The organism is Bradyrhizobium sp. CCBAU 53340 (genome assembly GCF_015291645.1).
GTDB lineage: Bacteria > Pseudomonadota > Alphaproteobacteria > Rhizobiales > Xanthobacteraceae > Bradyrhizobium.
Map to the genome: position 1 here is coordinate 1,919,421 of NZ_CP030055.1, position 25,820 is coordinate 1,945,240.

At 64.0% G+C, this 25,820-nt stretch carries 26 protein-coding genes; 24 read left to right on the forward strand and 2 right to left on the reverse strand.

Annotated features, from left to right (window positions below; genetic code table 11):
* Positions 1 to 50: 50 nt before the first annotated feature.
* The 11 genes from XH89_RS08980 (at position 51) to XH89_RS09030 (ending at position 9,677) form a co-directional block, all read left to right on the forward strand.
* Positions 51 to 656 carry a chromate transporter gene (locus tag XH89_RS08980; protein ID WP_194466721.1) on the forward strand — a complete coding sequence of 202 codons (606 nt, stop codon included), beginning with the start codon at positions 51 to 53 and terminating at the stop codon, positions 654 to 656.
* Positions 653 to 1,183: a chromate transporter gene (locus XH89_RS08985; protein WP_194466722.1), complete on the forward strand. Its 531-nt coding sequence runs from the start codon at positions 653 to 655 to the stop codon at positions 1,181 to 1,183. Before XH89_RS08980 ends, XH89_RS08985 begins: the two co-directional genes overlap by 4 nt.
* A gap of 93 nt (positions 1,184 to 1,276) precedes the next feature.
* On the forward strand, positions 1,277 to 2,041 hold the full coding sequence (locus XH89_RS08990) for a tripartite tricarboxylate transporter TctB family protein (protein WP_194466723.1): 765 nt from the start codon (positions 1,277 to 1,279) through the stop codon (positions 2,039 to 2,041).
* Between the two features lie 7 nt (positions 2,042 to 2,048).
* Complete coding sequence (locus XH89_RS08995) at positions 2,049 to 3,563, forward strand: tripartite tricarboxylate transporter permease (protein ID WP_057747241.1); 1,515 nt, start codon at positions 2,049 to 2,051, stop codon at positions 3,561 to 3,563.
* A gap of 206 nt (positions 3,564 to 3,769) precedes the next feature.
* A complete protein-coding gene (locus XH89_RS09000; RefSeq protein WP_194466724.1) occupies positions 3,770 to 4,564 on the forward strand; it encodes a thymidylate synthase in 795 nt (264 codons plus the stop codon).
* Positions 4,565 to 4,569: 5 nt separating this feature from the next.
* A complete protein-coding gene (locus XH89_RS09005; protein WP_194466725.1) occupies positions 4,570 to 5,055 on the forward strand; it encodes a GNAT family N-acetyltransferase in 486 nt (161 codons plus the stop codon).
* Positions 5,055 to 5,567: a dihydrofolate reductase gene (locus XH89_RS09010; protein WP_194466726.1), complete on the forward strand. Its 513-nt coding sequence runs from the start codon at positions 5,055 to 5,057 to the stop codon at positions 5,565 to 5,567. Before XH89_RS09005 ends, XH89_RS09010 begins: the two co-directional genes overlap by 1 nt.
* A gap of 160 nt (positions 5,568 to 5,727) precedes the next feature.
* Positions 5,728 to 6,864 carry an FtsH protease activity modulator HflK gene (hflK, locus tag XH89_RS09015; RefSeq protein ID WP_194466727.1) on the forward strand — a complete coding sequence of 379 codons (1,137 nt, stop codon included), beginning with the start codon at positions 5,728 to 5,730 and terminating at the stop codon, positions 6,862 to 6,864.
* On the forward strand, positions 6,861 to 7,757 hold the full coding sequence (gene hflC, locus XH89_RS09020; protein WP_194466728.1) for a protease modulator HflC: 897 nt from the start codon (positions 6,861 to 6,863) through the stop codon (positions 7,755 to 7,757). Before hflK ends, hflC begins: the two co-directional genes overlap by 4 nt.
* Before the next feature lie 71 nt (positions 7,758 to 7,828).
* Entirely contained in the window at positions 7,829 to 8,035 is a 207-nt protein-coding gene (locus XH89_RS09025) for a DUF2065 domain-containing protein (RefSeq protein ID WP_188100998.1), read from the forward strand.
* A gap of 139 nt (positions 8,036 to 8,174) precedes the next feature.
* Complete coding sequence (locus tag XH89_RS09030; RefSeq protein ID WP_194466729.1) at positions 8,175 to 9,677, forward strand: Do family serine endopeptidase; 1,503 nt, start codon at positions 8,175 to 8,177, stop codon at positions 9,675 to 9,677.
* Between the two features lie 111 nt (positions 9,678 to 9,788).
* Here the strand turns inward: XH89_RS09030 and serB are convergent, their stop codons facing one another.
* Positions 9,789 to 10,694: a phosphoserine phosphatase SerB gene (serB, locus tag XH89_RS09035; RefSeq protein ID WP_194466730.1), complete on the reverse strand. Its 906-nt coding sequence runs from the start codon at positions 10,692 to 10,694 to the stop codon at positions 9,789 to 9,791.
* An 11-nt stretch (positions 10,695 to 10,705) separates the two neighbouring features.
* Here serB and miaA point away from each other — a divergent pair, with 11 nt between their 5' ends.
* From miaA to XH89_RS09075, 8 genes are all read left to right on the forward strand, one after another.
* Complete coding sequence (miaA, locus tag XH89_RS09040) at positions 10,706 to 11,647, forward strand: tRNA (adenosine(37)-N6)-dimethylallyltransferase MiaA (protein ID WP_194466731.1); 942 nt, start codon at positions 10,706 to 10,708, stop codon at positions 11,645 to 11,647.
* Between the two features lie 329 nt (positions 11,648 to 11,976).
* Positions 11,977 to 13,752 (forward strand): acetolactate synthase 3 large subunit, encoded by a 1,776-nt coding sequence (locus tag XH89_RS09045; protein ID WP_194466732.1) that lies wholly within the window; start codon positions 11,977 to 11,979, stop codon positions 13,750 to 13,752.
* 27 nt (positions 13,753 to 13,779) lie between these two features.
* The gene (ilvN, locus tag XH89_RS09050; RefSeq protein WP_194466733.1) at positions 13,780 to 14,322 is read left to right on the forward strand and encodes an acetolactate synthase small subunit; all 543 of its coding nucleotides are present in this window, start codon (positions 13,780 to 13,782) and stop codon (positions 14,320 to 14,322) included.
* Positions 14,323 to 14,325: 3 nt separating this feature from the next.
* Positions 14,326 to 15,021 (forward strand): class I SAM-dependent methyltransferase, encoded by a 696-nt coding sequence (locus XH89_RS09055; RefSeq protein ID WP_194466734.1) that lies wholly within the window; start codon positions 14,326 to 14,328, stop codon positions 15,019 to 15,021.
* A gap of 47 nt (positions 15,022 to 15,068) precedes the next feature.
* Entirely contained in the window at positions 15,069 to 15,944 is an 876-nt protein-coding gene (locus XH89_RS09060; RefSeq protein ID WP_194466735.1) for an EamA family transporter, read from the forward strand.
* Positions 15,945 to 15,951: 7 nt separating this feature from the next.
* Positions 15,952 to 16,554, forward strand: a complete 603-nt coding sequence (locus XH89_RS09065; RefSeq protein ID WP_194466736.1) for a LysE family translocator — start codon at positions 15,952 to 15,954, stop codon at positions 16,552 to 16,554.
* Between the two features lie 132 nt (positions 16,555 to 16,686).
* Positions 16,687 to 17,706, forward strand: coding sequence for a ketol-acid reductoisomerase (gene ilvC, locus XH89_RS09070; RefSeq protein WP_130364925.1), 1,020 nt, complete (start codon positions 16,687 to 16,689; stop codon positions 17,704 to 17,706).
* A gap of 578 nt (positions 17,707 to 18,284) precedes the next feature.
* Entirely contained in the window at positions 18,285 to 19,136 is an 852-nt protein-coding gene (locus XH89_RS09075) for an SDR family oxidoreductase (RefSeq protein ID WP_194468418.1), read from the forward strand.
* Between the two features lie 7 nt (positions 19,137 to 19,143).
* On the opposite strand, the gene XH89_RS09080 is transcribed toward XH89_RS09075, so the two are convergent.
* Positions 19,144 to 19,764, reverse strand: coding sequence for a hypothetical protein (locus XH89_RS09080; protein ID WP_194466737.1), 621 nt, complete (start codon positions 19,762 to 19,764; stop codon positions 19,144 to 19,146).
* Positions 19,765 to 19,868: 104 nt separating this feature from the next.
* Between XH89_RS09080 and XH89_RS09085 the strand changes: the two genes are divergently transcribed.
* The 5 genes from XH89_RS09085 to XH89_RS09105 all read left to right on the forward strand — a co-directional run bounded on the left by XH89_RS09085 (position 19,869) and on the right by XH89_RS09105 (position 25,795).
* A complete protein-coding gene (locus XH89_RS09085) occupies positions 19,869 to 20,537 on the forward strand; it encodes a TetR/AcrR family transcriptional regulator (protein WP_246767770.1) in 669 nt (222 codons plus the stop codon).
* Between the two features lie 198 nt (positions 20,538 to 20,735).
* Positions 20,736 to 22,448, forward strand: a complete 1,713-nt coding sequence (locus XH89_RS09090; protein ID WP_194468419.1) for a sulfatase-like hydrolase/transferase — start codon at positions 20,736 to 20,738, stop codon at positions 22,446 to 22,448.
* Positions 22,449 to 22,693: 245 nt separating this feature from the next.
* The gene (locus XH89_RS09095) at positions 22,694 to 23,860 is read left to right on the forward strand and encodes an NEW3 domain-containing protein (RefSeq protein ID WP_194466739.1); all 1,167 of its coding nucleotides are present in this window, start codon (positions 22,694 to 22,696) and stop codon (positions 23,858 to 23,860) included.
* The gene (locus tag XH89_RS09100; protein ID WP_194466740.1) at positions 23,857 to 24,843 is read left to right on the forward strand and encodes an ABC transporter ATP-binding protein; all 987 of its coding nucleotides are present in this window, start codon (positions 23,857 to 23,859) and stop codon (positions 24,841 to 24,843) included. Before XH89_RS09095 ends, XH89_RS09100 begins: the two co-directional genes overlap by 4 nt.
* On the forward strand, positions 24,833 to 25,795 hold the full coding sequence (locus XH89_RS09105) for an ABC transporter permease (RefSeq protein ID WP_194466741.1): 963 nt from the start codon (positions 24,833 to 24,835) through the stop codon (positions 25,793 to 25,795). Before XH89_RS09100 ends, XH89_RS09105 begins: the two co-directional genes overlap by 11 nt.
* Positions 25,796 to 25,820: the final 25 nt, after the last annotated feature.

Consider the following 25,820-nt stretch of genomic DNA (forward strand, 5'->3'; position numbering starts at 1 on the left):
TCGTCAGCCTGATCTTGGCCGCGTCGTGGGTCCCATTCTAAGCTCCTGACATGTCCACGGATTCAGCACCGGCCGCCCAAGAGCCGGATCTCTCCGCCGCCAATGCCCCTCCGCCCGGCCTCGGCGCGTTGTTCCTGGCCTTTGCCCGGATGTCGCTGGCCGGTTTTGGCGGCGTCCTGGTATTTGCCAGGCATGCCATCGTCGACCAGCACCGCTGGATGACAGCGGACGAGTTCAACGAGACCTTCGCGCTCTGCCATTTCCTGCCCGGGCCCAACATCGTCAATCTGTCGATGGTGTTCGGCTCGCGGTTGCGCGGCATCGCCGGCGGCGTTGCCGCCTTCACCGGGCTGTTGCTGCCGCCGACGCTAATCATGACCGTGCTCGCGATCATCTACGCCCGGTTTGGCGACGTGGAGGTGCTACGTCGTAGTCTCGCAGGAATCTCATGCGCGGCGGTCGGTCTGTTGATCGCCGTGGTGTTCCGGATGATGACGCCGCTGCTCAAGCGGATGGACATCGTCGTGCTCATCCTGATGCTCGGCGTGTTCCTCGCCATCGGCGTGCTTCGTTTGCCGCTTCAAGCGGTGCTGCTGGTCGCGATCCCTCTCAGCATCGGCGTCACATGTCTGATGCGGCGGAAGGTAACAACATGAGCAGCGAGAACCCGATCTGGGCGCTGATCTCCACCTTTGGTCTAATGTCCCTGTTTGCCGTCGGCGGCGCAGCGGCCGCAGTGCCCGAGATGCACCGCATCGCCGTCGAGGTGCATCACTGGATGACCGACAAGCAGTTTGCGGATGCCTACGCGATCGCACAGCTTTCTCCGGGTCCAAACGTGCTCATCGTGACGTTAATCGGCTATGCCGTGGCCGGCATTCCTGGCGCGCTGGCGGCAACGCTCGCGATGTGCCTGCCAACAGCACTGCTTGCCTATTATGTCAGCCGGCTCCTGAACCGGCCGAGCCAATCGCGCTGGCCCGGCCTGATCCAGGCTGCACTGGTTCCACTCTCGATCGGATTGATGGCAGCGAGTGCGCTGATCCTGGCCCAATCGACCGATCGCAATCTTGCTGCGCTGCTTCTGACCGCGACGGTTGCGGTGATCGCGTCCGTCTCGCGCGTCAATCCGCTATGGCTTCTGCTCACAGGTGGTCTGTTGGGTTTTGCTGGCATTGTTTGATGAAAATCGCTAGGCAATGCTGCGGGCCGGGGATCCCTTCCAGCCGATTAGAAAAACAGTGCTCGTGACTTACGGGTCGCGGAGGAGACATGCATGGCCGATACAATGGGCCACTCGGCAGCGACAGCCTCAAGAAACACATCGGTGGCGCTCGGCTTCTGCCTGCTGGCCATTGCGCCGCAGATTTTCGAATTCATCTGGTCGATCGGGACGATCTTTGGCTGGGGCGCCGGGCGCGGTCCGGCAACGGTTCTGGTCAGCCACGCCTTAGCGTTGGTCGCCGGCGCTCCCGCTGCGCTGCTCGGCGCGGTCAGCGGTGACACCAAGAAGGCATCGTCGGATGTATTGCTGGCACTAATCTATTCCTATCCGCTGTTTGCAGTGGCGATCGTCACGCTGTTCATGACGATCAAGTCGGCGCAGGACTATATCGGCGGCGTCATTCTGATGGCGGTTGCATTGTTCGCGCTGTGGGCCTCGAGCGATCTGCAGGGCATGCGCGGCTTCTCCTTCGGCGCAGGCACCGCGCCACGGATGTTCGGCGGATTGCTGGTGGCTCTGTCCGCCGCGATCGCCCTGACGGGCCTTTTGAACGAGGGGCCGGCACTCGCCCATTATTCCTGGCGCGGGCCGCTGTTCGTGATGTGCGCGATCCTGTTCTTCGCCCTGGCGATCCGGCCGCTTGGCCTCGTGGTCTCGGCGTTCGTGAGCTTCATGATCGCCGCGCTCGGATCGCATGAGACGCGCTGGGGGGAGGCCGCCATCGTCGGCGCCTGCCTGACGATCGGCTGCGCGCTGCTGTTCCCGTACGTGCTCGGCCTGCCCATGCCGATGTTCCCGCGTTTCCTGGTTCAGTGAGGCTGTCATGGAGCTTTTCGCCAACCTCGCTCACGGTTTCGTCGTCGCGTTCTCTCCGATCAACCTTCTGATGTGCCTGATCGGCGCGCTCGTCGGCACGCTGGTCGGCGTGTTGCCGGGCATCGGCACCATCGCCACCGTCGCGATGCTGCTGCCGATCACCTTCGGACTGCCGCCGGTCGGTGCGCTGATCATGCTCGCCGGCATCTATTACGGCGCGCAGTATGGCGGCTCGACCACCTCGATCCTGGTCAACATACCAGGCGAGGCGACCTCGGTCGTCACCGCCATCGACGGCCACGCCATGGCCAAGCAGGGCCGTGCCGGTCCGGCGCTGGCGATCGCCGCGATCGGCTCGTTCTTCGCCGGCTGCGTTGCGACCGTGCTCATCGCCGTGCTTGGCGCGCCGCTGACAAAACTCGCGCTCGCGTTCGGGCCGGCGGAGTATTTCTCGCTGATGGTGCTCGGCCTGATCTTCGCGGTCGTGCTCGCCAAGGGCTCGGTGCTGAAGGCGATCGCGATGATCGTGTTTGGCCTCTTGCTGTCGATGGTCGGCTCTGACATCGAGACCGGTGCCTCGCGCATGGCCTTCAACATTCCCGAGCTTGCCGACGGCCTCGGCTTTGCAACGGTGGCGATGGGCGTGTTCGGCTTTGCCGAGATCATCCGCAATCTCGACCATGGCGCCGAGATGAACCGCGATCTCGTGCAGCAGAAGATCACCGGCCTGATGCCGACCAGGAAGGACCTGATCGACTCGACGCCCGCGATCCTGCGCGGCACCGTGCTCGGCTCCATCCTCGGCATCCTGCCGGGGGGCGGCGCCGTTATCGCCTCATTCGCGGCCTACACGCTCGAGAAGAAGCTCGCCAGGAACCCGTCGCGGTTCGGCCGCGGTGCGATCGAGGGCGTGGCGGCACCGGAAAGCGCCAACAACGCCGCGGCGCAGACCTCCTTCATCCCGCTGCTCACCCTCGGCATCCCGCCGAATGCGGTGATGGCGCTGATGGTGGGCGCGATGACCATTCACGGCATCGTGCCGGGTCCGCAGGTGATGCAGAAGCAGCCGGACCTCGTCTGGGGCATGATCGCCTCGATGTGGATCGGCAATTTGATGCTGATCATCATCAACCTGCCGCTGGTCGGCATCTGGGTGCGCCTCTTGCGCGTGCCCTACCGGCTGATGTTCCCCTCGATCGTGATCTTCTGCGCGATCGGCATCTACTCGGTCAACAACGCGCCGGTCGATGTCATCCTCGCAGGCGTGTTCGGTCTCGTCGGCTACTGGCTGATCAAGCACGATTTCGAGCCGGCACCGCTGCTGCTCGGCATGGTGCTCGGGCCGCTGATGGAAGAGAACCTTCGCCGCGCGCTCTTGATCTCGCGTGGCGACTGGAGCGTCTTCCTGACGCGTCCGCTCTCGGCCGTGCTCCTCGCGATTGCGGCCTTCCTGCTGGTGCTCACGCTGCTGCCCATGCTGCGTGCCAAGCGCGACGAGGTGTTCACCGAATCCGAGAACTGATCGCGCCTTGCTCCACCGTGGTCCACGGCAACTTGGGCAGCACTTTCAAAGCGATAGGCAAGGGCGGGACGCGAGTTCCGCTCCCTGTCATTTGCGGCGGGAACGCTCACCTTTTCAGGGTATAATCTGTGGGCGCAGCGAATCGCCGCTGTCTCAGCGGGGGGCTGGCCGTTAAGTTCGCCGCTTCCCCAAAGGCTCATTGGCACATGCACCAGTATCAGGACCTGCTCGAGCGGATTCTTTCAGACGGCGCCGAGAAGACCGACCGGACCGGCACCGGCACGCTGTCGGTGTTCGGCCATCAGATGCGCTTCAATCTGTCAGCCGGCTTTCCGATGCTGACCACCAAGCGCCTGCCGCTGAAGGCGATCGTGCATGAGCTGCTGTGGTTCCTGAAGGGCGACACCAACATCAAATATCTCAGGGACAACGGCGTCACCATCTGGGACGAGTGGGCCGATGCGAACGGTGATCTCGGCCCGGTCTACGGGCACCAGTGGCGCTCCTGGCCCGCGCCGGACGGACGCAGCATCGACCAGATCGCAGGCGTCGTCGACATGATCAAGCGTAACCCGGACTCGCGCCGGTTGATCGTCTCGGCGTGGAATCCGGCCGAGGTCGACAAGATGGCGCTGCCGCCGTGCCACTGCCTGTTCCAATTCTATGTCGCAGGCGGCAAGCTGTCCTGCCAGCTCTATCAGCGCTCGGCCGACGTGTTCCTCGGCGTGCCCTTCAACATCGCATCTTACGCGCTGCTCACGATGATGGTGGCGCAAGTCACCGGTCTGAAGCCCGGCGACTTCGTGCATTCGTTCGGCGACACCCATCTCTATTCCAACCACCTCGAGCAGGCGCGGCTTCAGCTCACGCGCGCGCCGCGCGCGCTGCCGGTGATGCGGATCAATCCCGACGTGAAGGACATCTTCTCCTTCCGCTACGAGGATTTCGAGCTCGTCGGCTACGATCCGCATCCGCACATCAAGGCGGAAGTCGCGGTCTAGCGCCGATGCCGCTCAGCATTCGCCGCGCGCGTCCTGGCGAAGCCGGGCTCGTCCTCGATTTCGTCCGGGAGCTTGCCGCGTACGAAAAGCTTTCGCATGAGGTCGAGGCGACCGAGGCTGACATTGCGGACGCACTGTTCGGTGACGATCCGCGGTTGTTCTGTGCGATTGCCGAGTGGAACGGCGAGCCGGTCGGCTTCGCGGTCTGGTTCCTCAACTTCTCCACCTTCAGCGGGCGCCACGGCGTCTATCTCGAAGATCTCTATGTGCGGCCGTCGCATCGGGGCAAAGGTCTCGGCAAGGCGCTGCTGGTCTATCTGGCGAAGGAATGCGTCGACAATGGCTGGTCGCGCCTGCAATGGGCGGTGCTCGACTGGAATGCGCCGTCGATCGCCTTCTACAAATCGCTTGGCGCCGCGATGCTGGACGATTGGACGTTGTGTCGCGTCTCCGGTCCTGCGTTGACGCGGCTTGCGGGGAGTGCGTCTTGATGGAGATCGTCTTTGTGGTCGCGGTTGCGGAGAACGGCGTCATCGGCGCCGGCAATGCGATCCCGTGGCGGTTGAAATCCGACATGGCAAGGTTCAAGGCGCTCACGATCGGCAGGCCCGTCATCATGGGCCGCAAGACCTTCGAGTCTTTGCCGCGCCGGCCGCTGCCTGGCCGCACCAATATCGTGATCACGCGCGATGCGGACTATCGCGCCACGGGCGCCATCGTCGCCACATCGGCAGCGGATGCCGGCACGGTCGCGCTTGGCGATGCCCTGCGGCGTTCGGCCGCTGAAATCGCGGTGATCGGCGGCGCGGAAATCTATCGGCAATGGCTCGATCGCGCCGATCGTCTGGAAATCACCGAAGTGCATGCGCGCCCCGAGGGCGACACGCATTTTACGATCGACAAGGCGCAATGGAACGAAATAGGCCGCGTCCGTCATCCGGCCGGACCCGACGATAGCGCCGACTACTCCTATGTGACATATCGCCGGCGGCCGTCCCATTAACCGCATTCGCCAATGTTAACATTGACTTTTCTGCCCCCGAGCTTAGCTCGGAGGACGGTCATGGCTGCGTTGTAAGGGACCTGCCGGTCCCCTATAAAGCCGGACCGGACAATGCGGGCCGGCTTAAGTTCTAGTCCCGGTCTGCCGAGGAGAGCGTCGAATGCCGTGGAAGAATCAGGGCGGTGGCCCGTGGGGCTCGGGTCCGAAAGGACCCTGGGGCACAGGTCCGCAACCGGTGGGACCGAGGCCGCCGGATCTGGAAGACCTTCTGCGGCGTGGCCAGGACCGGCTACAGCAGATCATGCCGGGCGGCTATTTCTCCGGTATGGGCATCACGCTGATCCTGCTTATCGTCGTCGCGCTTTGGCTGCTGTCGGGGTTCTTCCGCGTACAGTCAGAAGAGCAGGGCGTCGTGCTGCGCTTTGGCAAGCATGTGCGCACCGTTGACCCCGGCCTGAACTATCATCTGCCCTATCCGATCGAGACCGTGTTGCTGCCGAAGGCGTTGCGCGTGTCGACCATTTCCATCGGCATGACGCTGATCGACGATCCGGCGCGGCGTGGCCGTTCGATCCGTGACGTGCCGGAAGAGAGCCTGATGCTGACCGGCGACGAGAACATCGTCGATGTCGACTTCACCGTGCTGTGGCGTATCAAGCCCAACGGCGTCGGCGACTTCCTGTTCAACATCCAGAACCCCGAAGGCACGGTGAAGGCAGTTGCCGAAAGCGCGATGCGCGAGGTGATCGGCCGCTCGCAGATCCAGCCGATCTTGACTGGCGCACGAAATGTCACCGAGCAGAACGTTCACGAACTGATGCAGAAGACGCTGGACAACTACGGTGCCGGGATTTCGATTTCCCAGGTCCAGATGCAGAAGGTGAGCCCGCCTGCGCAAGTGATCGAAGCGTTCAATGATGTGCAGAACGCGAAGATCGACTTCGAGCGTTTGCAGAACGAGGCGCAGACCTATGCCAATCGCGTCGTGCCGGAGGCACGCGGACGAGCGGCGCAGATCGTACAGGCCGCCGAAGGCTACAAGGAGCAGGCGGTTGCCGAGGCCAAGGGCCAGAGCTCGCGCTTCCTGAAAGTGTATGAGGAATACAAGAAGGCCCCTGACGTGACGCGTGAACGGATCTATCTGGAGACGATGGAGCGCGTGCTCGGCGGCTCGGACAAGCTGATTTATGACGGTGGTTCGTCTGGCCAGGGCGTCGTGCCCTATCTGCCGCTCAGTGAATTGTCGGCCAAGAAGCCCACGACGCCGGGCCCGCAGCCGAGCGGAGGCACGCGATGAGGTCTCCGGTTACAGGTATCGTCGCGCTGCTCGCAGCGCTTCTGGTCGTCATTGTCGCCTACATGTCGCTGTTCACGGTGCAGCAGACCGAGCAGACCATCGTGCTGCAATTCGGCAAGCCCGTGGACGTCGTCACCGACCCGGGGCTGCACTTCAAGGCGCCCTGGAATTCCGTGATCAACATCGACAAGCGGATCCTCGACCTCGAGAACCCAGCGCAGGAGGTCATTGCCTCCGACCAGAAGCGGCTCGTGGTCGACGCCTTTGCGCGCTACCGCATCAAGGATGCCTTGCGGTTCTATCAGAGCGTCGGCTCCATCCAGGCCGCGAACCTCCAGCTCACCTCGCTCTTGAACGCGGCGCTACGCCGCGTCCTCGGCGAGGTTGCCCTTATCACCGTGGTGCGCGACGAGCGCGAGAAGCTGATGGGGCGCATCCGCCAACAGCTCGACCATGAAACCGACGGCTATGGCATTGAGGTGATCGATGTCCGGATCCGTCGCGCCGATCTGCCGGAGCAGAATAGCCAGGCGGTCTACCAGCGCATGCAAACTGAGCGTCAGCGCGAAGCGGCCGAGTTCCGCGCACAGGGCGGCCAGAAGGCGCAGGAGATCAAGTCGAAGGCCGATCGCGAGGCGACGGTGATCAAGGCCGAGGCCGAGTCTCAGGCCGAACAGACGCGCGGCGTCGGCGACGCCGAGCGCAACCGCCTGTTCGCCGAAGCCTATGGCAAGGATGCTGACTTCTTCGCCTTCTACCGGTCGATGACGGCCTATGAGAACGGGCTGAAGAAGGACGACACCCGCTATCTGCTGCGGCCGGACTCGGATTTCTTCCGGTATTTTGGTAACCCGTCCGGCAAGACGGCAGCCGAGACACCGGCGAAACCGTAAGCTAGACAAGGGCGGCAGGTTTGGCCGCCCTTCGTCCAGACAAAAATAGCACTCCGGGAGGTTCCAATCCGATGAGGTCCATTGCGTTCGCCGACTTCCTCATCGGCTTAGGCATCCTGTTCGTGCTGGAAGGCTTGATGTTCGCGGCAAGTCCGGCCTGGATGCGCAAGGCCATGAAAAGCGCCATCGCTACGCCGGATAACATCCTGCGGGCGGTCGGAATCGGCTCGGCCGTGGCCGGCCTGATCCTGATCTGGGTGATGCGACGTCCGATCTAGCCGCGCCAACGCCAAAGTGAAGGCGCAAGGCGGGTTTTCGCCGTATTATCGCGATCCTGAGGCCCGTTAAGCTCCGCGCTTGCGCCGTGCCCACGTTCGAGCGCAGTCTGGCGCCGAATCCTTTTCTCTGGAGATCACAATGATCGCTGCCACCATTGTCCCGACCCGATTGCGCCAACATGCGCGATGGGGGCTGGCCGCGCTCGCGCTCGGTGCTTTCAGTGTGCTCAGCTCACCGGTGCAGGCGCGCGGACCTGAGGGCATCGCCGACGTCGCCGAGAAGGTGATCGACGCGGTCGTCAACATCTCGACCTCGCAGACGGTCGAGGCCAAGGGCGGCAGCAACACCATGCCGCAACTGCCCCCCGGCTCGCCGTTCGAGGAGTTCTTCGACGACTTCTTCAAGAATCGAAAGGGTCCCGGCGGCGGCAGCAAGGGCGGCGACAACGGGCCGCCGCGCAAGACCAACTCGCTCGGGTCCGGATTCATCATCGACACCTCGGGTGTCGTCGTGACCAACAACCACGTCATCGCGGATGCCGACGAGATCAATGTCATCCTCAACGACGGCACCAAGATCAAGGCCGACCTCGTCGGCGTCGACAAGAAGACCGACCTCGCCGTGCTGAAGTTCAAGCCGCCGAAGCCGCTGATTGCGGTGAAGTTCGGCGACTCCGACAAGCTGCGCCTGGGTGACTGGGTGGTCGCGATCGGCAACCCCTTCAGCCTTGGCGGCACGGTGACCGCGGGCATCGTCTCGGCCAAGAACCGCGACATCTCGTCGGGTCCCTATGACAGCTACATCCAGACCGACGCCGCCATCAATCGGGGCAATTCGGGCGGCCCGCTGTTCAACCTCGAAGGCGACGTCATCGGCGTCAATACGCTGATCATCTCGCCCTCGGGTGGCTCGATCGGCATCGGCTTCGCTGTGCCGTCGAAGACGGTCGCGGGCGTGGTCGACCAGCTCCGTCAGTTTGGCGAGCTGCGTCGCGGCTGGCTCGGCGTGCGCATCCAGAGCGTCACCGACGAGATTGCCGAGAGCCTGAACATCAAGCCGCCGCGTGGCGCGCTGGTTGCCGGCGTCGACGACAAGGGCCCGGCCAAGCCTGCCGGCATCGAACCTGGCGACGTCGTCGTCAAGTTCGACGGCAAGGACGTCAAGGACCCGAAGGATCTGTCGCGCGTCGTCGCCGACACCGCGGTCGGCAAGGAGGTCGACGTCGTCATCATCCGCAAAGGCGAGGAGCAGACCAAGAAGGTCACGCTCGGCCGCCTGCAGGATCCGGACAAGGTGCAGGCCGCGGTGAAGGCCGACGAGCCTCCGCCCGAGAAGCCGGTGACGCAGAAAGCGCTCGGCCTCGATCTCGCCGTGCTGAACAAGGATCTGCGCGCGCGCTACAAGATCAAGGACAGCGTCAAGGGCGTGGTCGTCACCAATGTGGACGCCAATTCGGATGCGGCCGAGAAGCGGCTCTCCGCCGGCGACGTCATCGTCGAGGTCGCGCAGGAAGCGGTCTCCAGCGGCGCCGACGTCCAGAAGCGCGTCGACCAGATCAAGAAGGACGGCAAGAAGTCCGCGCTGCTGCTGGTGTCGAACGGTGACGGCGAGCTACGCTTCGTAGCGCTGAGCGTGCAGTAACGGGCGCTCTTACTTTTTCGTCATGGCCGGGCTTGACCCGGCCATGACGCTACACGTACGCAGCGTAACGTGGATGCCCGGGACAAGCTTGGGCATGACGGGGAGCGGGCGCTAGGCCTCCACGAACTCGTCCCGCCGATACCCCTGTGCGTACAGCAGCGCGGTGAGATCGCCGTGATCGATCCGTGCCGCCGCGGCAGCGGCGACCGCCGGTTTGGCGTGATACGCCACGCCCAGCCCTGCCGCCTGGATCATCGCCAGATCATTCGCGCCATCGCCGACGACGACCGAGTCGACGTCGTCGAGATCGAACGATTCCATCAGATCCACCAGCGTCGCCAGCTTGGCCGCGCGCCCCAGGATCGGCTCCTTCACCTCGCCGGTGAACTTGCCGTCGCGCACGACGAGCTCGTTGGCGCGGTTCTCCTGAAAGCCGATTCTGGCGGCGACCGCGCTCGTGAACAGCGTGAAGCCGCCGGAGACGAGGCAGGTATAGGCGCCGTGCGCGCGCATGGTCGCGACCAATTCGCGGCCGCCCGGGGTCAGCGTGATGCGCTTGGCCAGCACCTCGTCGACCACGCTGGCGGGAAGGTCCTTCAGCAGCGCGACGCGCTCGCGCAGCGCCGGCTCGAACTCGATCTCGCCACGCATCGCGCGTTCGGTGATAGCCGCGACGTGGGTCTTCATCCCGACCAGATCGGCGAGTTCGTCGATGCATTCCTGGCCGATCATGGTGGAATCCATGTCGGCGAGAAAAAGCTTCTTGCGCCGGAAGCCGGCAGGCTGCACCACGATGTCGACGGGCAGATCGCCGCGAACCTCGCGCAGCCGCTGCTCGATGGCGTGACGGTCGCCTCCGAGGTTATCCTGCGCACCGAAGGGAATATCGACCGCAACCCCGCCGAACAGCCAGTGTGCCGGTTGCGCCTTCGGCAGCACGGCGCGGACGCCGTCGACGATGGTGGAGTCGAGCGCGGGATTATTGGGGTTGCAGATCAGCGTGGCGACGAGCGACATTTGAGGTTTTCGTGAGCGAGGGGTATCCGATCAAGGCCGTGCTTATCGCAGGCCCGACCGCCAGCGGCAAGTCGGCGCTGGCGCTGGAGCTTGCTCGCAGCGCGGGCGGCAACGTCATCAATGCCGATTCCATGCAGGTCTATCGCGACCTCCGCGTCATCACGGCACGTCCCACGCAGGATGAAGAGGCGCGTGTTCCGCATCGCCTCTATGGCCATGTCGATGCGGCCGTGAATTTCTCGGCCGGCGCCTGGGTGGCCGATGCTGCGAAGGCGCTGGAAGAGGCGCGAGCCGAATACCGTTTGCCGATCTTCATCGGCGGCACCGGGCTGTATTTCAAGGCGCTGACGGCGGGTCTTTCGGTGGTGCCACCGGTCCCGGCCGAAGTGCGCGAGGACGTGCGCGCGCGGCTGGAGCGGAACGGCGTCGAGGCGCTGCACGCCGAATTGGCGCGGCGCGATCCGCGCGCTGCCGAACGATTGAACCTGCGCGACCGCACCCGGATCGCGCGCGCTCTCGAAGTCATCGAGGCGACCGGCCGCTCGCTGCTGGACTGGCATCACGAGGGCCAACCGCCGCTCCTGCCGAAAGACAGTTTTCGCGCCGTGTTTCTCGCCCCCGAGCGTGACGAGCTCTATGCACGCATCGATGCCCGCTTCGACGCCATGTTGGGGGCTGGCGCGCTAGACGAGGTCGAGCGCCTCGCCGCCAGACAGCTTGATCCGCTGCTGCCGGCCATGAAAGCCCATGGCGTGCCGGCCCTAATCCGGCATTTGCGCGGTGAGCTCAGCCTTGAGGAAGCCGCCACGATCGGCCGGGCGGACACCCGCCACTATGCCAAGCGGCAATTCACCTGGTTCCGGCACCAATTGCCGCAGTTCGAATGGGTCAAGCCGGAGGAGGCGAGGGCATGGCTCGCGGCGGCAGTCAGGGGGGCGCCACACCCCGGCTAACGCGCTTTTGTGCCCGGGTTCCCGATTTTACCTCTCGCCGAACCCTGGGAACACCGCTACACTGCCAAAATCGCGCGGGAACGGCCGCACTGCCTTGACATCCGGGCTTTGGCCGCTATGTTTCGCGCAACCTTTGGGAAGCCGAGCGCCTGCCATGCGTAACATTATTACCAAACTCCTTATCGCCGTCGTACCCAGGCACACCGCCGGGGGTGGCTAGCTGCCATCCACACGACAGGCGGTGTGCAGGGTCCCTCTTCGGGGCCTTTTTTATTTCCCGAAACCGACACGAACGAAGCCGCTGGCAACAGCGCATCCGGAGCAAGCCAATGAGCGACAAGAGCCACGATCCGAACCAGATGACCGGCGCCGCAATGATCGTCCGCGCGCTCATCGACCACGGCGTGACCGACATTTTCGGCTATCCCGGCGGCGCGGTGCTTCCGATCTATGACGAGATCTTCCAGCAGAGCCAGGTCCAGCACATCCTGGTCCGCCACGAGCAGGGCGCAGGCCACGCCGCCGAAGGCTATGCGCGCTCGACCGGAAAGCCGGGCGTTGCGCTGGTGACCTCCGGCCCCGGCGCCACCAACATGGTGACGCCGCTGACCGACGCGCTGATGGACTCGATCCCGCTGGTCTGCATCTCCGGCCAGGTACCGACGCATCTGATCGGCAACGACGCATTCCAGGAATGCGACACCGTCGGCATCACGCGTCCCTGCACCAAGCACAATTGGCTGGTGCGCGACGTCAATGATCTCGCAAAGGTCCTGCACGAGGCCTTCTACGTTGCGACCACGGGCCGACCGGGGCCGGTGCTCGTCGACGTTCCCAAGGACGTGCAGTTCGCGACCGGCACCTATCATCCGCCGCGCAAGTCCGACGTGCACCGCTCCTACGCGCCGCGCGTCAAGGGCGATGCGACGCAGATCCGCAAGGCCGTCTCGCTGCTGGCGGGCGCCAAGCGCCCCGTGATCTACAGCGGCGGTGGCGTCATTAATTCCGGCCCCGAAGCCACCAAGCTGCTGCGTGAACTGGTCGAGGCTACCGGTTTCCCGATCACCTCCACGCTGATGGGCCTGGGTGCATACCCGGCGTCGGGCAAGAACTGGCTCGGCATGCTCGGCATGCACGGCACCTACGAAGCGAACATGACCATGCATGATTGCGACGTCATGCTGTGCGTCGGCGCGCGCTTCGACGACCGCATCACCGGCCGTGTCGATGCGTTCTCGCCGGGCTCGAAGAAGATCCACATCGACATCGATCCGTCCTCGATCAACAAGAACATCCGGGTCGACGTGCCGATCATCGGCGACTGCGGCAACATCCTCGGCGACATCCTCCAGGTGTTCAAGGCGGAGGCGAAGAAGCCCGACATCAAGGCATGGTGGCAGCAGATCGCTCAGTGGCGTGCGCGCAACTCGCTCTATTTCAAGAAGAGCAACGACATCATCCTGCCGCAGCACGCGATCCAGAGCCTGTTCGAGGCGACGCGCGGCAGGGACACCTACATCACGACCGAAGTTGGCCAGCACCAGATGTGGGCGGCGCAATTCTACGGCTTCGAGGAGCCGCATCGCTGGATGACCTCGGGCGGTCTCGGTACCATGGGCTACGGCCTGCCGGCCGCGGTCGGCGTGCAGGTGGCGCATCCGGACAGCCTCGTCATCGACATCGCGGGCGACGCCTCGGTGCAGATGACGATCCAGGAGATGTCGACGGCGGTTCAGTACGAGCTGCCGATCAAGATCTTCATCCTGAACAACCAGTACATGGGTATGGTGCGGCAGTGGCAGCAGCTGCTCCACGGCAACCGCCTGTCGCATTCCTACTCCGAGGCGCTGCCGGATTTCGTCAAGCTTGCGGAAGCCTATGGTGCTGTCGGTCTCCAGGTCACCAAACCTGCCGATCTCGACGGTGCCATCAAGGAGATGATCGAGGTCAGGCGCCCGGTGCTGTTCGACTGCCGCGTCGCCGCGCTCGAAAACTGCTTCCCGATGATCCCGTCCGGCAAGGCGCATAACGAGATGTTGTTGCCCGAGCAGGCCAATGACGAAGCGACAGCCAAGGCATTCGCCGGCGGCAAGGCGCTGGTGTGAGCACGAGATACTGTTGAGGGGACGACAATGAACCAGCCCGCATCCGCCTACTTCATCGAAGACCGCCACGATCCCAACGAGACGCACACGCTTGCCGTGCTCGTGCAGAACGAGCCCGGCGTGCTCGCGCGCGTCATCGGCCTGTTCTCGGGCCGCGGCTACAACATCGAGAGCCTCACGGTCTCGGAGACCGAGGCCCAGAAGCATCTGTCGCGCATCACCATCGTCACCACGGGCACGCCGATGGTGATCGCGCAGATCAAGCATCAGCTCGATCGCATGGTCCCGGTCTACCAGGTCGTCGACATGACCCAGACCCGCCGCTCGATCGAGCGCGAACTGGCGATGGTCAAGGTGCGCGGGGAGGGCGAGCATCGCGTCGAGGCACTGCGGCTTGCCGATGCGTTCCGCGCCCGCGTGATCGACGCGACCACCGAGAGCTTTGTGTTCGAGATCACAGGCAATACGGACAAGATCAACCAGTTTATCGACCTGATGCGTCCGCTCGGCCTTGTCGAGGTGTCGCGCACCGGCGTCGCCGCGATCGGTCGCGGGCCTGAAGGGATGTGAACCATGCTGGCGCGCGACTGGTATTATAACGAGCGGAACCGGATGGGCATCGAGCCCGCGGTGGCGTCGATCTATGATGCCCACGACGATGCCGATCTGCGGGCGCGCGCCGCGCTAAAAATGCTGGGAGTCCAGCGCGGCTGGCGCATCGCCGACATCGGCTGCGGCAACGGCGTGCTGGCGACGGAAGCCGCGCTGATGGGGGCCGAGGTCGATGCCATCGACATCTCGCCGGCGATGCTGGCACTCGCCGAGATCTATGCCCGCGACCGCAAGGCGCCCGTGCGCACGCAGTCTGCCGGGCTGCTCTCATTCGCCTACCGGCCCGAGTCGTATGATTTGATCGTCAGCGAATTCACGCTGCACCATCTGCCTGACTTCTGGAAGGTCGTGGCGATGTCGCGGATCTTTCGTGCCCTGAAGCCAGGCGCAAGCTTTTACCTGCGCGACATCGTCTATGCCTCGATGCCGGATGCGATCGAGCGCGATGTCGAGCAATGGGCCGACTACCAGATCAAGAACCACGATTTCTCGCGCGAGAGCGTCGTCACGCACATGCGCGACGAATATTCCACCTTCGGCTGGGTGATGGAGCGGATGCTGACCGATGTCGGCTTCACGCTGGTCTCGGCTGACTACCACGCACCGATGCACGGCACTTATCTCCTCCGCAAACCGAAAGCCGGCGAGCAAGGCTAGACAAAGAACAAGCAGGGCTGCACGACAGGGCAGAACCGGAAAAAACAATGAAGCCGGCCGACATCCTCATCGCCCTCATGGTGGCGATCATCTGGGGGCTTGCCTTTGTGGCGAGCCGGATCGCGCTCGACGAGCTTTCGCCGGAGCTGATGACGGCGATGCGCTTTTCCATTGCCGCGCTGCCGTGTCTGTTCGTTCCCAAGCCGAAAGTCGCCTGGTCGCTCCTGATCGCGATCAGCGTCACGCTGTTTCTCGGCCAGTTCCTGTCGCAGGCCTACGGCATCGCCCATGGCGTTCCGGTAGGGCTGACCTCCGTCGTCGTGCAGAGTCAGGCGCTGTTCACCATCGGATTTGCCGCGCTCGCGTTCGGCGAGCGGCCGACGCCGGTGCAGACGCTGGGCATCGTCGTTGCGGCCGTCGGACTGCTGATGATCTGCGGCACGGTTGGTTATGATTTCAGCGTTGCTGCCTTTGCTGTACTGATGATCTCACCGATCAGCTTTGCCGTCGGCAATCTGCTGCTGCGCGGCGCCCGCGGCGTGCCGATGTTCGATCTGTTCGCGTGGTTGTGCCTCGCCGCGGCGGTGCCGCTGTTCGTGCTGGCGCTGATCGCCAACGGGCCGGCGCCGACTTGGACGTCGCTGACGCACATGTCGCTTACATCGGCGCTTTGCATGCTGATGCTCGGCGCCGTCTCCACCAGCATTGCCTATTGGCTCTGGGGCCGGCTGCTGCGCGACTATCCGGCGGCGCAGGTGGTGCCGTTCGCGTTGCTTGTGCCGTTCGTCGGCTCCGCTGCCTCCAGCATCGTGTTCGGCGAACGGTTCGGGCCGCTCCGCCTTGTCGGCATGCTGACCGTGATCGGCGGCATCGCGGTGATGGTGCTGGCGAAGCGTCCGCAAATCCTGCCGAAGACCGCGTGAGGTGACGATGGCCTATTCACTGTTCTATGCCTTCCTCGCCTTCATGGTAGTGATGTATTTCACGCCGGGGCCGAACAACATCATGCTGTTGTCCTCGGGCCTGACTTACGGCTTCCGCCGCACCATTCCGCACATCGTCGGGATCGTCCTCGGCTTTGCTTTCATGGTCGCGACCGTCGGCCTCGGGCTCGGCACCGTTTTCCTGGCCTATCCGATCCTCCAGACCATCCTGAAATATGCCGGCGCGGCCTACCTGATCTATCTTGCCGCCGTGATCGCCATGTCCGGTCCGGCCAAGCCGGGCGAGGCGGACGGCCGTGGGCCGATGACCTTCTGGGGCGCCGCCATGTTCCAGTGGATCAACGCCAAGGGCTGGGTGATCGTGATCGGTACCATCACGGCCTATGCGGCGATTGCCCAGTTCCCGATCAACATCGCGATCCAGACCCTGATCAGCCTCCTGGTCGGCACGGTCTCGACCGTGGTCTGGGCGTTCTTTGGCACTGCACTACGACCGGTGCTGACCTCGGAGCGGCTGGTCCGCGCCTTCAATATCCTGATGGCCCTCCTGCTGCTCGCCTCCCTTTACCCCGTTTTCATGGATGCATGATGTCGCGGATTTCCATGCAGAAACGGGTTTCCCTCAGGGGCCGAAATGCTCTAGACAGCCCCCGAAATCCGCAAATTCCACCCTTCGGACACTGACCATCGGCCGATTTCGGCCCTCAACGAGGAAACGACTATGCGTGTTTATTACGATCGCGACGCCGACCTGAACCTGATCAAGGGGAAGAAGGTCGCCATCGTCGGCTATGGCAGCCAGGGCCACGCCCATGCGCTCAACCTGAAGGACTCCGGCGTCAAGGAAGTCGCCATTGCACTCCGCAAGGACTCGAGCTCGGTCAAGAAGGCGGAAGCCGCTGGCTTCAAGGTGATGGAAGTTGCCGAAGCCGCCAAATGGGCCGACCTCGTCATGATGTTGACCCCGGACGAGCTGCAGGGCGACATCTATCGCGAGCACCTGCACGACAACATGAAGAAGGGCGCGGCCCTCGTGTTCGCGCACGGCCTCAACGTTCACTTCAACCTGCTCGATCCGCGCGCCGACCTCGACGTGCTGATGATCGCGCCGAAGGGCCCCGGCCACACCGTGCGCTCGGAATATCAGCGCGGCGGCGGCGTGCCCTGCCTGATCGCGATCGCCAAGGACGTCTCGGGTAACGCCCATGACCTCGGCCTGTCCTACGCCTCCGCTGTCGGCGGCGGCCGCGCCGGCATCATCGAGACCACCTTCAAGGAAGAGTGCGAGACCGACCTGTTCGGCGAGCAGGTCGTGCTCTGCGGCGGCCTGGTCGAGCTGATCAAGGGCGGCTACGAGACCCTGGTCGAAGCCGGCTACGCCCCGGAGATGGCCTATTTCGAGTGCCTGCACGAAGTGAAGCTGATCGTCGACCTGATCTATGAAGGCGGCATCGCCAACATGAACTACTCGATCTCCAACACCGCCGAGTACGGCGAGTACGTCACCGGTCCGCGCATCGTGACCGCCGAGACCAAGGCCGAGATGAAGCGCGTTCTCGCCGACATCCAGGGCGGCAAGTTCGCCCGCGACTGGATGCTCGAGAACAAGGTCAACCAGACCTCGTTCAAGGCGACCCGCGCCAAGCTCGCCGCGCACCCGATCGAGGAAGTCGGCGCCAAGCTGCGCGACATGATGCCCTGGATCAAGAAGGGCGCGCTGGTCGACAAGTCCAAGAACTAAGGCTTGCGTGCCCCGGATGCAGCGCAGCGCTCAAGCGGTGCGCTGCTGATCCGGGGCCCATTGCTGGTCCGGCTCTGCGCTTCGCTTCGATGCGCGCTTGTCCGCGACAGGAGCGAAAACAAAAAGATCGCTCGCAAAACCAAATCTTAAATCTTCGCGCTTACATCTGAGCGAGATCGCAGGCTGCGGTCTCGCTCTCTTCATCTCGCGCGAAGTATTGCTGCTTCATTCAAATTCTTCGCGAGATAAAGTGCTTTCAGAGAGCCAAGAACTGACACTTAAATCACATTCTTGAGTTCGTGTCGTTTTTCAGAATTTTTCCGGGTGGCGCTATCGCCAAAATCCCTGTGTCCTCAGAGTCTAGAAATCGGTTCTTCATCCGGGCTTTCAAGGTGTGATCCATCGCATTTTGCGACGTTTGCGAGCCACTTCACCTTGAGATCTCACCCGATATCTCGTCTTGCGGCACAACGCAGTCCGCGAAAAAGATCGTCCGTGCGCGGGTTGAGAACCAGGCGGCATTGCGGGGCCGCAGCCTCCTCCTACATGATCGCCGGGGCATTGAAGGGGGAATGATTATGCGATCTGTCGTCGTTACCGGCGCCTCTACCGGCATTGGCTGGGCCATTGCAAAATTTCTGATTGGACGCGGCTATCGCGTTTTCGGCAGCGTCCGCAGGCAGGCGGATGCCGACCGGCTGACGGGTGAGTTCGGCACGAACTTCACGCCGCTGCTGTTCGATGTCACCGATGAGGCTGCCGTGCTGGCCGCCGCGCGCCAGGTGCGCGAGGCGCTTGCCGGCGAAACGCTGGCGGGCCTCGTCAACAATGCCGGCATCGCGGTTGCCGGCCCCGTGCTCGAACTGTCGGCCGACGATTTCCGTCGGCAGATGGATATCAACGTCATCGGGCCTGTCATCGCGACGCAGGCGTTCGGGCCGCTGCTCGGGGCTGACCCATCGCTGAAGGGACCGAAGGGCCGGATCGTGATGATCAGCTCGGTTGCGGGCAAGAACGGCAATCCGCTCTCGGCGCCATACTGCACCTCCAAGCACGCGATCGAGGGCCTGTCGGAGAGCCTGCGCCGCGAGCTCATGCTGTTCGGCATCGACGTCATCATCGTCGCCCCCGGTGCGGTGAAGACGCCGATCTGGAGCAAGGCTGAGGAGATCGATCTCTCGGTCTACAAGAACTCGCCCTATCTGCCGGCCCTCAACAAGGTCATGGCCTTCATGATGGAGCTCGGCGCCAACGGGCTGCCCGCCGAGCGGATTGCCCAGATCGTGTTCGAGGCGCTGACCGCCGCAAGCCCCAAGGTGCGCTACCAGATCACGCCGAACCGCCTGCGCCATGTGATCGCCGCCGTGTTGCCGAAGCGGACCTTCGATCGCATCATCGCCAAGCGGCTCGGGCTGCTGCCGCAGAGCTGATTGAAGTTCAGCTCGCTTCGGCCATCCGTCCGCGCGGGCGGGCGGCCATCGCGATCATCCGCAGCGCCAGCACCGCGAGCAGCGGAATGAGGAATGCGGCATAGGCCGGCATGGCCGGCACGCGCTTGCCGAACGACACCATGAACTGGAACCAGAGGTAATAGCCGCCGACGAGGTGCAGCATGCGCCAGGCGCGGGGGCCCATCAGTGCCGCCGTGCGGTCGAACGAGGTCGCGCTCATGGCCATGATGACGGCATAGCCGATGCCGCCGAAGATGTAGGAGGCCGGCGAGGTCGCCTGGGCAAAGCCCGCCGGGTCCATATTTGCAAAGACGACGATCGCGACCGCGTGGATGGCGTGGGATGCCGCAAAGCTCAAGCCCAGAGAGCGGCGGTTGCGACGCTGCCAGCGCGTCCAGGCGTTGGGCCAGAGCCGCGCCAGCGCCGCGGCACTGAAGGCGAGGCAAAACAGTAGCAGCGAGCTGCGCGCCGTGAAGCGGATCACCATGCGCACGCCCTCGTCCTCGAACTGTCGCATCGAGGCGATCCAGAGGCTCAGGCTGATCAGACTGAGGATAAGGACGGCGAGCAGGCGGCAGCCTTCGAACCAGTTTTGACGCTGCGACATCGCGGCTCCTCCAACATGTAATCATCGATTACATTTCGGGCAGAGCGATCGTCAATGGTGTAATCGCTGCTTACATTCACGTTCGGGTGATGCTAGGAAGCTGTATGCCCGCCCGTCAGACCTCCAAGCCCCGGCTTTCCAAGCCTCGCGCGCCGCGCCAGATGGCCGAAGCCAGGCCTTATCATCACGGCGACCTCCGTCGCGTGCTGATCGATGCTGCGTTGCAACTGGCGGCCGACGGCGCCGAGGTCTCCGTGCGCGAGGCGGCGCGCCGCGCCGCGGTGTCGCCGGGAGCGCCATTCCGTCACTTTCCCAACCGCGACGCCTTGATGGCTGCAGTGGCTGAGGAGGCGCAGCGGCGCTTTCGCGCCGAGATTGAGGCCGCGCTGGCGGAAGCGAGCTCCACTGACCCCTTGGTGCGTTTCCGCTCCTTCGGCATCGCCTATGTCCGCTGGGCGATGCGCAACCCCGCCCATTTCGAGATCATCTCCACGGGCCGTTATTTCGCCCATGGCAGCTCAGCCGAGCTGACCCGCGACAATGCCGAGCTCGTCGCGTTGACCGAACGGATGCTGGCTGAGGCGGCTGCGCAGGGCCTGCTGCGATCGACCGATCTCAAGCGCATCCTGATCGCCGGCCGCGCCCTGATCTACGGCTTCGCCCGCATGAACCTCGACGGCCATTTCCCGCGCTGGGGCGTCGAGGAGGGCGAGATCGGGCGGATGGCGGAGGAGGTGATCGATCTGTTCATCGCGGGGATCGCGAAGCCCTAGGGTCGGGTCAAATGCGGCGCTTCGCTGCTCGCTAAGATTAAGCGAAGGTCGGATGGCGGATCGCGTTGCCTGCCCGTGACTGTTCCATTACAGTTTTGTGACACGGTGCAGCCGGCTGCGCCGGACGCCTTGGCCGTCCCGACGTCGGCCAGACGGCTTGGCATCACCGCGCCGGAGCCTAAGTTCAGCGTGTGGTCGATGGCGTCCGCGCCCAATCCAGGTCCTTCCGCTACCACCGCCGTTCTGGCGAGCGTTGCTGCGCTCGGCATCTGGCGGCTGCTCGCGGTGGCGGCGCCGCATCTGGCGGCGCTCGCCCTGATGTACGAGACCGAGACCGATTTCGGCTCGCGACTGTCCTTCCTGCTCGCGTGGGGCATCCTCAACTTCTTCTGGATCACGCTGCTGCGTCGGCCTGCGCTGTCGAGCGCGCTCTCATTGACCATGGTCGTGGTGCTGGTGCTGCTGTCGCGGCTCAAGCACGATGTCGTGCAGATGACGGTCAACTTCATCGACCTGATGATGATCGACCGCGACACGGTCGCGTTCCTGTTCACGATCTTCCCGAACCTGCGCTGGTCGGTGATCGGGGCCGGTCTCGTCACGCTGCCGCTGATGTACGCGCTGTGGTGGCTCGATCCGTTTCGCATCCGCCGCCTGCCGGCGCTCGCCTGCAAGCTTGCCTGCCTCGCGGCCCTGGTCTTCTATTCCGCCTATCATCCGGACGAGGCCTGGCGCGGTTATTACGACGACGGCTATCTCTCGAAATTCTTCCGCTCCGGCGTCACGGCGGTCTCCGACTTCGTGCAATACGGCTTCATGGAGTCGGCCGCCTCGACCGACGAGCGGCTCAACATGCCGCTGATCGACGCCTGTCACCCCGCCGGCCGTCGGCCGAATATCGTCATGATCCATGATGAATCGAGCTTCGACATCCGCGCCGCACAGGGCATCAAGGTGCCGCCGGGCTACGGCAGTCACTTCAAGTCCTGGGACGGCAAGGAGCGCACGTTCATGGCCGAGAGCAATGGCGGGCCGAGCTGGTTCACCGAGTACAACGTGCTAGCCGGTCTCTCCTCGCGCTCGTTCGGCCGCTTTGCCTATTTCGTGACGCGCATTGCGTCGGGGCGGGTCGAGCGCGGCCTGCCGCTGGCGCTGCGCCGTTGCGGCTACGACACGATGTCGCTCTATCCCGCTTTTGGCGGCTTCATGGGCGCGCGCAGCTTCCAGATGACGACCGGCATCGAGCGTTTCTTCGACTCTCATGACCTCGGTGCGAAGGACGTCGAACCCGACAGCTTCTTCTACGACAAGGCGCTGCGGCTGATGGGCGAGCGGGTGCCGAACAAGCCGCTCTTCGCCTTCATCTATCTCGGCGCCAATCACTTCCCCTGGGAGACGCGCTTCCGCCCCGATCTGCTGCCGAACTGGCGCGCGCCGGGCAACGTGCCGTCCATCGACGAATATCTGCGCCGCCAGGCGATGAGCGCCGAGCAATACAAGGGCTTCATCGCGGGCTTAAAGAAGAGCTTTCCGGGCGAGCCTTTCCTGATCGTGCGCTATGGCGATCACCAGCCCGAGTTCGCGCCCAACATCCTCGAGCCCGGGCTAGACGAAGGCGCGATCGGCAAGAAGCTCGACGCCTACGATCCGCGGCTCTATGCGACGTACTACGCGATCGATGCCTTCAATTTCGAGCCGGTGAAAAGCGATGCCGTGATGGACACGATCGACGGTCCGTATCTGCCGCTCGTGATCCAGGAGGCTGCCGGCATTCCGCTCGATCCGTCCTTTGCCGAGCAGAAGCAGATCATGCTTCGCTGCAAGGGCGTGTTCTACGGTTGCAAGGACGGGGCGGAAGCGCGGCGGTTGAACCGGTTGTTGATCAATGCCGGAATGATCCACGGGCTTTAGCGATCGGGCTTCACCACTCTCGACATTATATCGCATTACGATCTCTTAATCTTCGAGCGCGCAGACCGAATTTCAAACTAAAGTCTGAGCCGAAGGCGGCCGAAATCACCGACTTGTAATTGGTGCGGCGCTTCGCTTCCCAAACTTTGTCACGATTTCTCCCATCATCCGGCGTGCTACCGCCACCGTGTCTTCGGCGGCGCGTTGTCCGTCTCTGGCTCATTTTCCTTGCAGGAGTATCTTCCATGCGAGCGCTTGATGCTGCGCGTGTTGCATTTGCCCTCATGTTGCTCAGTCCCGCTGCTTATGCGGCCGAACCGGCGCACGACATCAAGGGCCTCTATCTCATGACCGACTATCCGGCGGTCACGGTGCGGCCTGGCACGACCAGCAACGTCTCCCTGCGTCTGCAGAACTACGATCTGTCGCCACAGCGCTACCAGCTATCGGTGACGGGCGTGCCGAGCGGCTGGACCGCGACGCTGCTCGGTGGCGGGCAGCCGGTCGCCGCGGCAATGCCGGCGCCCGACGGCAGCGTCGCGCTCCAGCTGAGGCTCGACGTTCCGGCCGGCAGCGATCTCAGCGCGCATACGCTCACCGTGAAGGCCGAGGGGCAGGGCAGCAGCGCGGAACTCCCCATCGTCGTGTCGCTCGCTAAGGAGCTGCCGGCGAAGCTCACGGTGAAATCGAGCCTGCCGTCGCTGCGCGGCAGCCCGAAATCCAATTTCGATTATACGCTCTCGATCAAGAACGACTCGGGCCGCAATCTCATTGCGAGCTTTGCCGCCGAAGCGCCGGCCAATTTCGAGACCTCGTTCACCGAGGCCTATGGCACGCAGGAGCTGTCCTCGATCCCGATCGACGCCGGTCAATCCAAGGACGTCAAGCTGAAGGTGCGTCCGCCCACCACGGTCGATGCCGGACACTTCCCGGTGAAGGTCACGGTGAAGGCGGAGGACGCTTCGGCTTCCACCGTGCTCGCGCTTGACGTCGTCGGGCAGCCGCAGTTCCAGATCTCCGGACGCGACGGCCTGCTGAGCGCGCGTGCGGTTGCGGGCAAGCAAAGCTCGATTCCGATCGTCGTGACCAACACCGGTACGGCGCCCGCCGAAAACATCGCGCTGGCGGGCACCGCGCCGAACGGGTGGAAGGTGACGTTCGAGCCGGCCATGATCGACCGGCTCGTGCCGGGCAAGGACAGCGAGGTTCAGGCGCTGGTCACGCCCAGCGATAAATCGCTCGCCGGCGACTACCAGGCCACCATGCGCGCCTCCTCGCGGGGCGAGAGCGCTTCCAGCCAGTTCCGTATCACCGTTGCGACTTCAACGGTATGGGGCGTGGCAGGCGCGGGCGTCATCGGCGTCGCACTGCTGCTGATGCTTGGTGCAGTTGTGAGGTTCGGACGGCGATGAGCGAGCAACAGACCGGAGCCAACAGTGCGGCACGTGATCTCGTCATCAGTGCGCGCGGCCTCACCAGGCACTATGGAAAATCGGTTGCCGTCGATTCCATCGACTTCGGCATCGCCCGCGGCGAGGTGTTCGGTCTGCTCGGGCCCAACGGCGCCGGCAAGACCACCACCATCCTGATGATGCTCGGCCTGACCGAGATTTCGTCCGGTGAGGTCAGCGTGCTCGGCTTCAATCCGGCGCGCGAGCCGCTGAAGGTCAAGCGTCGGGTCGGTTACCTGCCCGATGCGGTCGGCTTCTACGACCAGCTGACGGCCGCGGAGAATCTCGCCTACACCGCCAAGCTGATGGGGCTTGCCCGCGCCGAGCGGACCGCGCGGATAGAAGCCGCGCTCGTCCGCGTTGGCCTTGCCGAGGTTGCCGAGAAGCGCGTGGCGACCTTCTCGCGCGGCATGCGGCAGCGGCTGGGTCTGGCCGAGATCATCATGAAGCGCGCCGAGATCGCAATCCTCGACGAGCCGACATCCGGCCTTGATCCGCAAGCGACGCAGGAATTCCTCGGATTGATCGGGGAACTGAAAGCTGAAGGCGTCACCGTGCTGCTGTCGTCTCATATGCTCGACCAGGTGCAGCGCGTCTGTGACCGGGTCGCGCTGTTCCGGGGCGGCCGGATCGTCCTGATGGGCGCCGTGCCGGAGCTTGCCGTCAAGGTGCTTGGCGCGGGCTTCGTCGTGGAGGTCGAGGCCGAAGGACCGGGCATCGCCCGGCGGCTGGCGATGATCCCGGGAGTGACCCAGGTGGAGACCCTTGCTGCCGATCGTTTTCGCATGACGGCCGAGCGCGATGTGAGGCCGGATGCGGCGCGTGCCGTCGTCGCAGGGGACGGGACGCTGCGGAGATTGTCGGTCGATGAGCCGAGCCTCGAATCGATCTATGCGCGCTATTTCCAGGCGCAGTCCGCGGGAGACGTTCGCCATGCGGCGTGAGGGATCCCCATTCCAGGGCTTGTCGACCGTGTTCGTCAAGGAGCTCTCCGACCACGTCTCCAGCATCCGGATGCTGATGCTGGAGCTGCTGGTCGTCTCCACGGCGCTGGCCGCGCTCTACGAAGCGATCAACAGCCTCCGGCAGAATACGGCCGAAGACCCGTTTCTCCTGCTGCGGCTGTTCACGATCGACCAGGCGCCCTTGCCGTCCTTTGTCGCGATCCTCGGCTTTCTCATTCCGTTGATGGCGATCGGGCTCGGCTTTGACGCCGTGAACAGCGAGCATAACAGGCGGACGATGTCGCGGATTTTGGCACAGCCGATCTATCGCGACGCGCTGCTGATGGGCAAGTTCCTCGCCGCCCTTGCCACCATCGGCATCTGCCTTGTCGCCCTGTGGCTGCTGGTGATTGGTCTCGGACTGATCTTCCTCGGCGTGCCGCCCGGCGGCGAGGAGATCGCGCGATCGGCGGTGTTCCTGATCGTTGCGATCTTCTACGCCGGCGTCTGGCTGTCGCTTGCGATGCTGCTGTCGATCATATTCCGCTCGCCTGCCACTGCCGCTCTGGTTTCGCTCGGGCTCTGGCTGTTCCTGACCGTGCTCTGGCCGATGCTGGCGCCGGCCATTGCACAGGCAGTCGCACCGGCCGATCCACGCTATGCGCTGCTCGGCCTCAATGACCCCGCCACCGCGGTCTGGACGCAGGAATTGCTTCGCCTCTCGCCCAACGATCTGTTCGAAGAGGCGATGCTCGCCGTGCTGTCACCGACGACGCGTGCGCTCGGTCCGGTCTTCCTCGACCAGCTCCGCGGGGCCGTCATGGGCGCACCGCTTCCCTTCGGCGAGAGCGTCATGATCGCCTGGCCGCAGACCGTAGGGCTCGTTGCGGGCACAATCGTGCTGTTCGCTTTCGGCTATGTGCTCTTTCAACGGCAGGAGGTGAGAGCGTGAGTTGATTGTGCTTTGCCCTCTCGTC